The organism is Providencia sp. PROV255, assembly GCF_028478065.1.
Lineage (GTDB): Bacteria > Pseudomonadota > Gammaproteobacteria > Enterobacterales > Enterobacteriaceae > Providencia > Providencia rettgeri.
Window position 1 is genome coordinate 376,047 of the sequence record NZ_JAMPMI010000010.1, and the last position, 13,734, is coordinate 389,780.

Below are 13,734 nucleotides of genomic sequence, written 5' to 3' on the forward strand. Positions count from 1 at the left end.
GAAATGATGTGGATTGGTGTAATTAGCCTGTTTCCCGAAATGTTCCGCGCAATAACCGAGTACGGGGTAACTGGTCGGGCAGTGAAAAATGGCCTGCTAACATTTGAGTGCTGGAATCCGCGTGACTTTACTCACGATAGGCACAAAACTGTTGATGATCGCCCCTATGGTGGTGGTCCAGGCATGCTGATGATGGTGCAACCGCTTAAGGATGCAATCAACGCAGCAAGAACTGAGGCTGGTGTTGGTGCAAAGGTTATTTATCTTTCACCGCAAGGGCGCAAACTCAGTCAAGACGGTGTTTGCGAGCTGGCAACCAATGAGAAATTGATTCTTGTTTGTGGCCGCTATGAAGGCATTGATGAGCGTATCATTCAAACCGAAGTTGACGAAGAATGGTCAATCGGTGATTACGTTCTCAGTGGTGGGGAGCTCCCCGCGATGGTGTTGATTGACTCAGTTTCACGGTTTATACCGGGGGTACTTGGTCATCAAGCCTCTGCCCAAGAAGACTCTTTTGCAGATGGTTTGTTAGATTGTCCACACTATACCCGCCCTGAAGTGTTAGACGGCATGCAAGTTCCTGATGTTTTACTTTCAGGAAACCACGCTAAAATAGATAGCTGGCGCATGAAACAATCACTCGGCCGTACCTGGCTTAGAAGACCTGAGCTTCTGGAAAGCCTAGCTCTGACTGACGAGCAGAGGATGTTGCTGGCTGAATTCCAACGGGAATATCAGTCTGAGCAACAAATGAATCCAGACAATTAATTGTCTAAACATATCAGTTTACCTAGGGTAAGAGAGTTATTATGAGCAACATTATTAAACAACTTGAACAAGAGCAAATGAAGCAGGACGTACCTTCATTCCGTCAGGGTGACACCGTGGAAGTTAAGGTATGGGTCGTAGAAGGCTCTAAAAAACGTCTGCAGGCATTCGAGGGCGTGGTTATCGCTATTCGTAACCGCGGTCTGCACTCTGCATTCACTGTTCGTAAAATTTCTAACGGCGAAGGTGTTGAGCGTGTATTCCAAACTCACTCACCAGTCGTAGATAGCATTGCAGTTAAACGTCGTGGTGCTGTTCGCAGATCTAAACTGTACTACCTGCGTGAGCGTTCTGGTAAGGCAGCTCGTATCAAAGAGCGTCTGAACGCCAAGTAATACGCTTTCGCTACATCCGAAAGTTATGTTATGAGAGAGGCCCGCATTTGCGGGCCTTTTTACATTCACCACTATATTCGTCATACTTCAAGCTGTGGCGTTGTTGTCTTCTCTCGGTTACTCGGGTCACATACTTATGTATGCTCCCCGAGATAACCTCGTTTGACGCCTAGCCACAACTCGAATTATTTTGAATATAGCTGAGAGAGTTTATTTCAAGTTGTAGCTATGTTGGCAGCACTCATTCGCACTAGTCACATGCTCCTAGCGTCTCATTCCTTTGCCGCCTTGCTACACCCCGAACTATTTAGAATATAGCTGAGAGAGTTTATTTCAAGTCCTAGCTGTGTTGGCTGCGCTCAGCCACACAGGTCACATACATAAGTATGTGACCTGCAATGTCCTCACTTTGCCGCCTTGCTACAACTCGAACTATTTAGAATATAGCTGAGAGATTAACATCTTAATCTGTAAATAAATATTTACTAAAAATTGGTGTTGAACTCTAATTTAAATATTATAAATGTTAATTTTATGTAAATTTATATATTTATCAATTCACTACTGTTGTGTAAATAATATTTTACATGTGTGGAAATATTTTACATAAATGGATTGAATTGTTTACGATGCATGGTATGTTATTAGTCATACACCCAAACACAATACGTAAATAATAAACTAAGCAAATATAAGCTAATAAGTAGGTAAAAAATGATCATGCAAAAAGATGTACTCAACAATGTGAATATTCAAGACGAGCAGGTATTAATCACTCCTGAGAGTCTGAAAGAGAAATATCCGCTGAGTCGCAGCAACCTGCATGCCATTGCGACATCGCGCCAAGTGATTGCTGACATTATTCATCAACGCGACCCTCGCTTACTCGTGGTATGTGGCCCTTGCTCAATCCATGATGTGGATGCTGCTATTGAATATGGTGAGCGTCTGAAAGTATTAGCCGAAGAATTAAGTGATAGCTTATATATTGTGATGCGTGTGTATTTTGAAAAACCTCGTACAACCGTGGGTTGGAAAGGTTTGATTAGTGATCCATTTATGGATGGCTCTTTTGAAATGGAAAAAGGCCTGCATATTGCTCGTGACTTGCTGACTAATTTAGTGAATATGGGGTTACCATTAGCGACAGAAGCACTGGATCCTAACAATCCTCAATACTTAGGGGATCTATTTAGTTGGTCTGCCATTGGTGCAAGAACCACTGAGTCACAAACACACCGCGAAATGGCATCGGGTTTATCTATGCCTGTTGGTTTTAAAAATGGAACGGATGGAAGTTTATCTACCGCAATTAATGCATTAAAAGCAGCTGCCATGCCACACCGTTTTATGGGGATTAACCAATCTGGCCAAGTTTGTTTATTACATACTAAAGGCAATAGTAACGGCCATGTTATTTTACGTGGCGGTAAAATGCCAAACTACAGCGCAGAGGACATTGCGGCTTGTGAAGCTGAAATGAAAAAAGCTGGTTTAGAGCCATCACTTATGGTGGATTGTAGCCATGGAAACTCAAATAAAGATTACCGTCGTCAGCCATTAGTTGTTGATTCTATTATTGAACAAATTATTAATGGTAATGAATCAATTACAGGTATTATGCTAGAAAGCCATATTAATGAAGGGAATCAAACATCAGAACAAGCCCGTGACTCAATGAAATACGGTGTTTCAGTAACTGATGCCTGCATTAACTGGCAAACGACGGAAACGGTATTGCGTAAATTGCATCAGGCATTACTACCTGTGCTTGAACAACGTGCGCAAAAATTGAGTAAAGTGAGCTGATCAAGGTATTGGTATGTCTGTTGAGTTATCCCATTTACGGGAACAAATTGATGAAGTTGATAAATCGTTACTCGATTTATTAGCAAAAAGGCTGCAATTGGTTGCTGAAGTCGGTGAAGTGAAAAGCTTACATGGCTTACCGATTTATGTGCCTGAGCGCGAAACCAGTATGTTGGCCGCACGTCGCGCTGAAGCTGAGCGTATGGGGATCCCACCTGATCTGATTGAGGATATTCTAAGGCGGATCATGCGTGAATCTTACGCACGTGAAAATGATAAAGGGTTCAAAACATTGAACCCATCAGCTGGACCCATTGTGATTGTGGGCGGTGATGGGAAAATGGGGCGGTTGTTCCACCGCCTTCTGACTTTATCAGGTTACCAAGTCAAAATATTGAATGAAGGTGATTGGCCGCAAGCAGAGTCTATAGTTGCTGGTGCGAGCGTTGTGATCATCAGTGTACCTATTCACTTAACAGTACAAGTGATCAACCAACTGCCTAAATTGGATAAAAGCACGATCTTGATGGATATCGCGTCAATTAAGCAACAGCCCATAGAAGCGATGTTAGCTGCGCATGATGGGCCCGTACTTGGACTTCACCCGATGTTTGGCCCTGATATTGGTAGCGTTGCAAAGCAAGTATTTGCTTATTGTAATGGCCGTAGCTCGGAGTCTTATCAGTGGTTCCTTGAACAGCTATTAGTTTGGGGAGCTCGCTTGAAAGAAATATCAGCTGAAGAGCATGATAAAAATATGAGCTTTATTCAGGCATTACGGCACTTTACAACATTTACTTATGGACGAAATCTTGCTGAGGAAAATATCGATTTACAGCAACTGCTTGATTTATCATCGCCTATTTATCGTTTAGAGCTCGCGATGGTTGGGCGGCTGTTTGCACAAGACCCTCAACTGTATGCAGATATTATTATGTCTTCTGATGAAAACGTTGAATTGATACGGAGGTATCACCAATTGTTAGGGGACTCAATAATGCTACTTGAGAAAAAAGATAAAGAGGAATTTATCCACCAATTTAATCAAGTTAGCCAGTGGTTCGGCGAAGATGCCCATCATTTTATGAAAGAAAGCCAATCATTACTGCAACGAGCAAACGATAATCGAAAATAATCATCCCCGCCCTCTATCGTGTTTTATTGCGGTAGGGGGCTTTATCTGTGCTGTTAATGTATCGCTGTCTTCCATATTCTTCCATTTTAGTTAATCTCACTTGAAATCTTTATTTAAAATAAGTAATTGTACTTATATGTATAATTTCTATCGAATAATGTGCTAATTAGCCTAAAATTGAATTTATTCACTATTTAATTCCAAATTAATCAATTTTTAAAATTAATATTTATAAATCGATCGATTTATATGATAAAGATCTTATCTGTTTTACCGATAACACTACTCATTAAATGATGACTAGCGTGGTAAATATATGTTTTTTAAAAATCTCAAAATCAGTATGAAGTTAACGATAGCATTTGGTGGTTTTGTTGCGCTTATTATCTTAAGTTCAATATTTTCTTTAGCGAATATGAACCGGGCTAATGAAGGAATGAAGCAGGTACTTTATGAAAGCTATCCTATTGCTTCGACAGCCGGGCAGATGATGGATAACTTTTATTCTTTTATTGGGATCCAAGAGCTGATTTTACTTGATGACAGAGGTAGTGATAAGCGCCGTGAAGAGCTTGCTAAAATTACACTGAAAATAACAGAGTTGTTAGAAAAACTAGAAAGCAGTGTCACTGATGATCGTTCTAAAGAAATTTTGGCAGATTTACGCGTGATCCGCCAACAGTTCCATGCATCGCTGGCACGTATGAATGTATTCTTACAACAAAATAATCGGCAAGCGGCGATTGATGAGATGATGACGAAAACTTCGAATATTCAGCGGGATTATCGAGATCACATTCAAACATTGATGGCAATTCAAGACTTGCAGATGCAAGAGATCGGCCGGAAAGTCAATGCAGACTATGAAAGTAATAAATTATTACTGGCTGTGCTCTCAATCTTGAGTATCGCTGCGGGCTGCGTAATGGGTTGGTATATTACGACTATTATTACTAGACCATTGGAAAATGCGGTTAATTTCGCTCAGTCAATTGCAAATGGGGATTTGACTAAAGATATTCAGGTCACCTCAAAAGATGAAACGGGTGTGTTGCTAAATGCACTTAATGATATGAAAGAACACTTGCTGGAAATCGTCCAAGAGGTTCAGCAAGGTTCTGAAAGTATTTCGGCGGCAGCAGGGCAAATTGTTGCAGGGAACCAAAACCTTGCCGCACGTACAGAAGAACAAGCCGCATCAGTTGAAGAAACGGCTAGTTCAATGGAGCAAATAACTTCAACTGTTCAAAATACGACTGAGCACACCCATGAAGCAAGTATGCTTGCAGATCAAGCAGCGATTGTTGTGCAAAATAATGGCGATATGATGAGCCAAGTTACGAACAAAATGCGAGCAATCAACGGTTCGTCATCACAGATGACAGAAATTATTAACCTAATAGACTCGATTGCATTCCAAACTAATATCTTAGCATTGAATGCATCCGTTGAAGCGGCAAGAGCCGGTGAACATGGGCGAGGCTTTGCCGTTGTTGCTGGGGAAGTGAGATTATTAGCACAAAAAAGTGCAGCTTCAGCGAGTGATATTCGCGGGTTGATTGAAAACTCATCGTCACAAACGCAAGAAGGCATGGAACTTGTTGAAAAAGCAACTCAGCAAATACATGGCATGGTGGATAGAGTAAAAGAGATGAATGCGCTACTACGTGAAATTGGGCAAGCTAGCCGTGAGCAAAGCGATGGGATCTCTCAAATTAATAGTGCAGTAGGGCAACTTGATTTAACCACACAACAAAATGCGAGTTTAGTTGAAGAATCTGTTGTTGCTGCGGACTCCTTAAATGAACAAGCATATCATTTGAAGGAGTTAGTGAATTATTTCAGAGTTAAATCGTCGAGTCATCAGCCTAAAGCAGCAATATAGTTTCCGCTAAATAGGCTGCACTGATAAAAGTGCAGCCAGATTATATTTTATTAAGGCGTGATCTTTTCAGGTTCAACAGGAACCACATTTTCGGATGGGTAGCAGCCTAATATTTTAATTGATCTAGTAATTGTTGAAAGTTCTCTCAAAGCTTGCTGCATATTATCTGAACGTAAGTTTGAATGAACATCTACATAAAACATCTCTTCCCAGGGCTTACCATTAATTGGCCTAGATTCTAATTTACTCATAATTATCTTATTATTTTTCAAAATAACTAATGCATCAACTAAGGCTCCAGCTTGTTGGCCAGTGGTAAGAAGTAGTGTTGTTTTAGCGGGGACTTGTTCAGTGACTTCAATTGGTTGCGGTGCAACAACAATAAACCGAGTCATATTAATTTGCTGATTAGCGAGGTTGTGTTCTATTACGCTTAAATTGTATAACGCGCCGCCGGCTTCACTTCCAAGCGCCGCTACACTCGGTGAGTTTTGGTCTGCGACCATTTGCATTGCAGTTGATGTACTATCACAATATTTTATTTCCCAGTGAGGGAATTGCGCTAAGTATTGGCTACATTGCTGGAAAGGCTGAGGGTGGCTATACACGGTTTTGATCTGGCTGAGATCAGTATTTCCTGTTGTTAAGAGACAATGGTTTATTGGGAGTCGAATTTCTCCAACGATTGATAATGATGTATTTTGCAGTAAATCGTAAACATCATTAATTGCACCCGAGCTGGTGTTTTCTATTGGCAAAATGCCATACTCCGCTTGCCCACTCTCAACTAATGAAAAAATATCTTGGAATTTATGGCAACTGCATTCAACCAGTTGGTCAAAGTGGCGAGCAGAATATTGGCGTGCAGCAATGTGTGAGTAAGAACCTTTCGGCCCTAAGAATGCGAAACGGGCAGTATCACTCGGGGTTAAATTTAAATGTTTTTGTAAAATCGCCTGTTGTGTAAGAACGGAGTCCTCAATAATCATTTGGAATAGGCGGGTGATATAAAAACCATCAAGCCCTAGCGGTTTGCCTTTGTTGATTAAAACATCAAGAAGCTGACGCTCACGGTCTTTATCACGAATAGGGCGGCTATCATCAATTTTTGTTTCAGCGACTTCAACAGCATAACCACGGCGCTTTGCTAAAAGATTTAGTAATTCACTATCCAGTTGACTTATTTTTTCTCTTACTTTCAATAAATTAGTGCTGTTTTCCATGCTGCCTACCCTGTTAATATTATGATATAAAAAAAGCCCCCTAGAGGGGGCTTTCTAATTTTGTCTTCTTTTCTTTCTCGAACGACAAAAGCCCCTAATTAGGAGTTGCTAAAAAAGAAGAAAAAGAAAACAAAATTAAGATTCATATGAATACCTTTAGTCGATTCAATTTAAATAAACCCGATACTCACTAAGAAGTCAATAGGTAAGGATCAGAAACATAAAAAACGCGCCCATAGCGAGCGCGTTTACAAGGTTCAAGATTAGTTGATAGATAATATAAAATTATAACGTAACAGTATTATTCGCTTCTTTTACACTATTATATGCTCTTCTTGATTCTCCTTTATGTTGCACTTTATTAAGTTGTCTTTCGAGTTTGTTAATTAGTTCATTAATTGCAACGTACATATCTTCATGCTTGGCACTTGCGACCAATTTTCCTGTCGCTGTTTTTATGTTGGCATCAACCATAAAACCTTGTGGCTCTTTTGATAAAACAACATGCGTATTTATCAAGGATGCTTGCCACTTATCGAGTTTTGTTAGACGGCTCTCAATGTGCTCACGAATCGCTGGGGTAATGTCCATTTGTTTGCTAGTAATGTTCACTATCATATAGTTACCTCTCATTGTTTCCGTCTTTGTTGAGTTCAGAATACCCGTTCTTGCTAAGAAAAAATTGATATAGATCACATCTCATTCAGAGGAAGAGTAGCGCTCATCCGAAGTGTGATTTCACGTAAAAAAGGGGCGAAAAAGCATTGCCAAAATGAATTGATTAAGGGAAACTGGCTGGGTTGGCTAACGGAACGGTAATTAGCCGGAGTTTTTTTTGGGTTAAAATTAGCACACTAAATGGGCAAGCAACTAAATCGCCGTTAGCAAAGAAAACAGCAGCCTTGGCTGCTGTTCAGACTGCGGACAAACATATTATGTTTGGCAGCAAGTTTAATCGGTTATTGAAAATAAATTAGGAAAATCAATGAATTGATTTTCGGCTGATAACACAAAGCGGGAAAAACCACGCTTTTATCCCGCTTTGTCAACAACCTAAACAGCAGCCTTGGCCGCTGTTTTCGATCTCACGATGATATTATTGTGGGTTTGCAGCAATAATACTCGCAACTTTATTCGCTTCTTGGTTTAGCCCCATCTCATTATAAGCAATTTCCATGTATGCTAAGGCATTACGTGTTGCTTCTGTGTCTGGGTAGTCTTTTAGCATTTGTTGAACACGATTAACAACCGCGACATAAGCACCGCGTTTGTTGTAGTATTCGACAACAGAAAGATCGAATTTTGCTAAACGGTCTTTTAAGTAAACTAATCGCTTACTCGCATCATTGGAATATAAGCTGTTAGGATAGTAGCGAACTAGCTGACTGAAATCTTTGAATGCAACTCGTGCATGCTGTGGATCTCTGTCTGAGCGGTCAATACCAAAGAGGCCTTGCAATAAGCTATCATCCAGGGCCATCGCGGTTAAGCCTCGCATATAGAGGACATAATCAATATTTGGATGAGTTGGGTTCAAACGCATGAAACGGTCAATCGCGGCTATCGCCATTGGCAGCTCTGCTGATTTATAATATGCATAAATCAGGTCTAATTGAACCTGCTGAGCATATGGACCAAATGGATAACGGTTATCAAGAGCTTCAAATTGTTTAATCGCTGCTTTAAAATTGCCGTCCTGTAGTTTTTGCTGACCCGTTGCATATATTTCAGCAGGGGAGCTATCAGGGCTGACTTCAGGAGTGCTGGAACAGCCGACTAAAATCAGGCTCAACGTGGCTGCAGCCACCAGATTTTTCATACGTATCATCACGTGTAGGTTATCCTCTGAGTGTTTCGAGGGAGTCTATCCATAAGGCTCCCGGCAAAATTCGAGTTACAATAGCATATATTTTAAATGAAACGGCACTGCCGTCAAAACACAAACACCAAAAAGTAGATTAATTTATGGCTCAACAAGTACAACTTAGTGCAACTATCGCTGAATCACAGCTTGGTCAACGTTTAGATCAGGCTTTGGCCGAATTGTTCCCTGATTATTCACGTTCTCGCATAAAAGAATGGATTTTAGCTGATAGAGTGCAGGTTAATGGCAAAGTTATCAATAAGCCAAAAGAAAAAGTTTTCGGCAGTGAACAAATTTTAATCGATGCCCTCATTGAAGAAGATAATCGCTGGGAACCACAAGATATCCCACTTAATGTGATTTATGAAGATGAAGAAATCCTAATTATTAATAAACCGCGTGATTTAGTTGTCCACCCCGGGGCAGGAAACCCAGATGGCACAATTCTGAATGCGTTATTATATCGTTATCCTGAAATTGCAGATGTGCCAAGGGCGGGTATTGTTCATCGTTTAGATAAAGACACAACAGGCTTAATGGTTGTCGCAAAAACCGTTCCAGCTCAAACACACCTTGTCGAAGCATTGCAACGTAGAGAAATTACGCGTGAATATGAAGCAGTTGCGGTCGGTCGTATGACCGCGGGCGGTATGGTAGAAGAACCTATCTCTCGCCATCCAACTAAACGAACTCATATGGCTGTACACCCAATGGGCAAACCAGCCATAACGCATTATCGTGTAATGGAACACTTTAGAGCTCATACTCGTTTACGTTTACGTCTGGAAACGGGTAGAACACACCAAATTCGAGTTCATATGGCCCATATCAATCATCCCTTAATTGGTGATCCTTTATACGGTGGGCGGCCGCGTCCATTAAAAGGGGCGACAGAGGAGTTTTTAGAGGTCATGCGTAATTTTGATAGGCAAGCACTGCACGCCACCATGTTGCGTTTATATCACCCAATCTCAGGTATTCAAATGGAGTGGCATGCACCGTTACCTGATGATATGGTTAAGCTTATTGAAGCTCTAAAAGCAGATACTGAACTGCATAAAGACGATATGGACTGGTAATGAATACATTGATTTTCCCTGATTGGCCACAACCTAAAAATATAGCTAGCTGTAGTACAACTCGTACAGGTGGTGTGAGCCAACCACCTTTTGATAGCTTGAATTTAGGTGATCATGTTGGGGATGTTCCCAATGCTGTCAGTGAAAATCGTCAACGCCTTGAAAAACTTGCTCAGCTACCACAACAGCCTGTATGGCTTGAGCAAGTGCATGGTACTGATGTGCTACATCTTGTTGGGAATAAAATTCACAATAGGCAAGCGGATGCAGTGTATAGCAACCAGGTTGGCCAAGTTTGTGCCATTATGACGGCGGATTGCTTGCCTGTGTTATTTACTAATCAAGCCGGAACGGAAGTAGCCGCCGCCCATGCAGGGTGGCGTGGGTTATGTCATGGAGTCCTTGAAAATACAGTTGCTCAATTTATTTGTCCTGCAAATGAAATTATCGCTTGGCTTGGCCCAGCTATTGGTGCTAAGAAATTTGAAGTCGGCAAGGAAGTCAAAGAGGCTTTTGTTAATCAATCGTCTGATTTAGCCTCTGCTTTTATTCCTTATAACAATAAATATCTAGCTGATATTTATTTGTTAGCGCGTAAAAGACTACAAGCTGCTGGCGTAACGAAAGTGTATGGCGGTGATTTTTGTACCGTAACAGATGAAAACAGATTTTTTTCCTATCGAAGGGAAGGAAAGACTGGCAGAATGGCTTCATTAATATGGATAAACACCTAGTCTTGGTGTTTTATTCTAAATTAATGGATATTATGAAAATAATTCCTTGCAAAACTTGAATATTTAAAAACTGACCTCATCTAGTATCCAGTAGCAAATTTAATCTCATTTATTGGAGGTGTTATGCGTCTGGACCGTTTAACTAATAAATTCCAGCAAGCTCTCGCTGACGCCCAATCACTAGCCCTTGGGCGCGAAAACCAGTTTATAGAACCTATTCATCTATTAAGTGCCCTGTTTAATCAAGAAGGGGGTACCGTTCGTCCATTGCTGACGACGTTAGGCGTGAATGCCGTACAATTTCAGCAAAAAGTCGAAGATGCGCTAGGTCGTTTACCTCAAGTGCAAGGTGTAGCGGGAGATGTTCAACCATCAAGTGACTTAATGCGTCATTTGAATTTATGTGATCAGCTGGCACAAAAGCACGGAGATGAATTTATCTCCTCAGAATTATTTCTTGTCGCCGCTTTAGAAGCCAATACGACATTAGCAGACATGCTCAAAGCAGCAGGTGTTAATAAAGATAATTTAAAAAAGGCAATAGAACAGATGCGTGGTGGAGAAAAAGTGAATGACCAAAGCGCTGAAGACCAGCGCCAAGCCTTGAAAAAATATACGGTTGATTTAACTGAACGTGCAGAGCAAGGCAAATTAGACCCTGTGATTGGCCGAGATGAAGAAATTCGTCGTACCATTCAAGTATTGCAACGTCGTACTAAAAATAATCCCGTGCTGATTGGTGAGCCAGGTGTTGGTAAAACAGCGATTGTTGAAGGGTTAGCACAACGTATCGTAAATGGTGAAATTCCAGAAGGGTTAAAAAATAAACGGGTATTATCCCTAGATATGGGGGCACTGATTGCGGGTGCGAAATATCGCGGTGAGTTTGAGGAGCGTCTGAAAGCCGTTCTAAATGACCTCGCCAAACAGGAAGGTAACGTCATTCTATTTATTGACGAGCTACATACTATGGTTGGTGCAGGTAAAGCCGATGGTGCGATGGATGCGGGCAACATGTTAAAACCTGCGTTGGCTCGTGGTGAATTACACTGCGTTGGTGCAACCACATTGGATGAGTATCGACAATACATTGAGAAAGACCCTGCTTTAGAACGTCGTTTCCAAAAAGTGTATGTCGCAGAGCCATCCGTTGAAGACACAATTGCTATTTTACGTGGCTTAAAAGAACGTTATGAATTGCATCACCATGTGCAAATAACTGACCCAGCGATTGTGGCAGCGGCAACGTTATCGCATCGGTATATTACTGACCGCATGTTACCCGATAAAGCGATTGATTTAATTGATGAAGCGGGTGCAAGTTTACGTATGCAAATGGATTCAAAACCTGAATCCTTAGATAGGCTGGAACGTCGTATTATTCAGCTCAAACTCGAACAGCAAGCGCTGAAAAAAGAATCAGATGACGCAAGTAAAAAACGCCTTGAGATGTTAGAAGAAGAGCTCGCAGAGAAAGAGCGTGAATATTCTGCGTTAGAAGAAGAATGGAAAGCTGAAAAAGCATCATTAACGGGTACTCAGCATATTAAAGCTGAACTTGAAAATACACGTATCGAGATGGAAAAAGCACGCCGTATGGGTGATTTGGCAAAAATGTCCGAATTGCAATACGGTAAAATTCCAGAGTTGGAAAAACAGCTTGAAGCGGCAACGAAAGCTGAAGGTAAAAGCATGAAACTGTTACGTAATAAAGTAACAGATGTTGAAATTGCAGAAATCTTAGCGCGTTGGACTGGCATTCCTGTATCTCGAATGCTAGAAAGCGAAAGAGAGAAACTGTTACGTATGGAACAGCAACTCCATCAGCGTGTTATTGGACAAGATGAAGCTGTAGTTGCAGTATCGAATGCAATTCGTCGTAGTCGTGCAGGGTTATCAGATCCGAACCGCCCAATTGGCTCGTTTATGTTCTTAGGGCCAACAGGGGTAGGTAAAACTGAGTTATGTAAAGCGTTAGCAAACTTTATGTTTGATAGCGATGATGCAATGGTTCGTATCGACATGTCTGAATTTATGGAAAAACATGCGGTATCACGTTTAGTGGGCGCACCTCCTGGATATGTTGGTTACGAAGAAGGTGGGTATTTAACTGAAGCAGTTCGACGTCGTCCTTACTCAGTCATTTTATTGGATGAAGTTGAGAAAGCACACCCTGATGTTTTCAACATTTTATTACAAGTGCTTGATGATGGACGTTTAACGGATGGGCAAGGTAGAACGGTAGACTTCCGTAATACAGTAATCATCATGACATCCAACTTGGGTTCTGACTTAATCCAAGAAAGGTTTGGCATGATTGGTTACTCAGAAATGAAAGATATGGTGATGGAAGTGGTGTCCCATAGTTTCAGACCTGAATTTATTAACCGTATAGATGAAGTCGTTGTATTCCATCCATTAGGTAAAGAGCAAATTACGAATATTGCCAATATTCAATTGGCTCGTTTATATAAACGTCTTGAAGAGCACGGTTATGAAGTCAGTGCAACACCAGCGGCACTTGAGAAAATTGGGGAGGCTGGTTTTGACCCAATCTTCGGAGCAAGGCCGTTGAAACGTGCAATTCAGCAGGAAATTGAAAACCCTCTGGCACAAGAAATCTTGTCAGGTAAGTTATTGCCAGGTAAACCTGTCATTTTAGATGTAGAAAATGACGAAATCGTTGCTAAACAGTAATTGATGTTATTGTGAAATCAAAAGGTGGCTAATAATAGCCACCTTTTTTATATCAAATTACGTATAAAACCGCTTTTTTTGTTTGAGAAATGTACGTAAAGTATAAAATACCATCACTTAAAAATTATTTTCAAAAAAACAC

The 13,734-nt window shown here is 41.0% G+C and carries 11 protein-coding genes and 1 other annotated feature; of the genes, 8 read left to right on the forward strand and 3 right to left on the reverse strand.

Annotation, left to right across the window (positions count from 1 at the left end):
- Nucleotides 1-6: 6 nt before the first annotated feature.
- The 5 genes from trmD to PR725_RS13280 all read left to right on the forward strand — a co-directional run bounded on the left by trmD (nt 7) and on the right by PR725_RS13280 (nt 5,995).
- On the forward strand, nt 7-771 hold the full coding sequence (trmD, locus tag PR725_RS13260) for a tRNA (guanosine(37)-N1)-methyltransferase TrmD (RefSeq protein WP_109911981.1): 765 nt from the start codon (nt 7-9) through the stop codon (nt 769-771).
- 41 nt (nt 772-812) lie between these two features.
- The gene (rplS, locus tag PR725_RS13265) at nt 813-1,166 is read left to right on the forward strand and encodes a 50S ribosomal protein L19 (RefSeq protein ID WP_004264827.1); all 354 of its coding nucleotides are present in this window, start codon (nt 813-815) and stop codon (nt 1,164-1,166) included.
- Between the two features lie 714 nt (nt 1,167-1,880).
- Nucleotides 1,881-2,975, forward strand: coding sequence for a 3-deoxy-7-phosphoheptulonate synthase (locus tag PR725_RS13270; RefSeq protein WP_042851650.1), 1,095 nt, complete (start codon nt 1,881-1,883; stop codon nt 2,973-2,975).
- A gap of 13 nt (nt 2,976-2,988) precedes the next feature.
- On the forward strand, nt 2,989-4,110 hold the full coding sequence (gene tyrA / locus PR725_RS13275) for a bifunctional chorismate mutase/prephenate dehydrogenase (protein WP_109911982.1): 1,122 nt from the start codon (nt 2,989-2,991) through the stop codon (nt 4,108-4,110).
- A gap of 316 nt (nt 4,111-4,426) precedes the next feature.
- Nucleotides 4,427-5,995 (forward strand): methyl-accepting chemotaxis protein, encoded by a 1,569-nt coding sequence (locus tag PR725_RS13280; RefSeq protein ID WP_272569347.1) that lies wholly within the window; start codon nt 4,427-4,429, stop codon nt 5,993-5,995.
- Nucleotides 5,996-6,045: 50 nt separating this feature from the next.
- On the opposite strand, the gene pheA is transcribed toward PR725_RS13280, so the two are convergent.
- From pheA to bamD, 3 genes are all read right to left on the reverse strand, one after another.
- The gene (pheA, locus tag PR725_RS13285; protein ID WP_004913989.1) at nt 6,046-7,218 is read right to left on the reverse strand and encodes a bifunctional chorismate mutase/prephenate dehydratase; all 1,173 of its coding nucleotides are present in this window, start codon (nt 7,216-7,218) and stop codon (nt 6,046-6,048) included.
- Nucleotides 7,219-7,244: 26 nt separating this feature from the next.
- Nucleotides 7,245-7,365, reverse strand: a sequence feature (Phe leader region).
- A gap of 138 nt (nt 7,366-7,503) precedes the next feature.
- A complete protein-coding gene (gene raiA, locus PR725_RS13290) occupies nt 7,504-7,836 on the reverse strand; it encodes a ribosome-associated translation inhibitor RaiA (RefSeq protein ID WP_004913987.1) in 333 nt (110 codons plus the stop codon).
- 478 nt (nt 7,837-8,314) lie between these two features.
- Nucleotides 8,315-9,046 (reverse strand): outer membrane protein assembly factor BamD, encoded by a 732-nt coding sequence (bamD, locus tag PR725_RS13295; protein ID WP_004913985.1) that lies wholly within the window; start codon nt 9,044-9,046, stop codon nt 8,315-8,317.
- 137 nt (nt 9,047-9,183) lie between these two features.
- On the opposite strand from bamD, the gene rluD reads away from it, so the two are divergent.
- The 3 genes from rluD (at nt 9,184) to clpB (ending at nt 13,592) form a co-directional block, all read left to right on the forward strand.
- Nucleotides 9,184-10,161, forward strand: coding sequence for a 23S rRNA pseudouridine(1911/1915/1917) synthase RluD (gene rluD / locus PR725_RS13300; protein ID WP_272569351.1), 978 nt, complete (start codon nt 9,184-9,186; stop codon nt 10,159-10,161).
- Nucleotides 10,161-10,895: a purine nucleoside phosphorylase YfiH gene (gene yfiH, locus PR725_RS13305; RefSeq protein ID WP_109911984.1), complete on the forward strand. Its 735-nt coding sequence runs from the start codon at nt 10,161-10,163 to the stop codon at nt 10,893-10,895. The genes rluD and yfiH overlap by 1 nt, the downstream gene beginning before the upstream one ends.
- A 123-nt stretch (nt 10,896-11,018) precedes the next feature.
- The gene (gene clpB / locus PR725_RS13310; protein ID WP_004913979.1) at nt 11,019-13,592 is read left to right on the forward strand and encodes an ATP-dependent chaperone ClpB; all 2,574 of its coding nucleotides are present in this window, start codon (nt 11,019-11,021) and stop codon (nt 13,590-13,592) included.
- Nucleotides 13,593-13,734 lie beyond the last annotated feature (142 nt).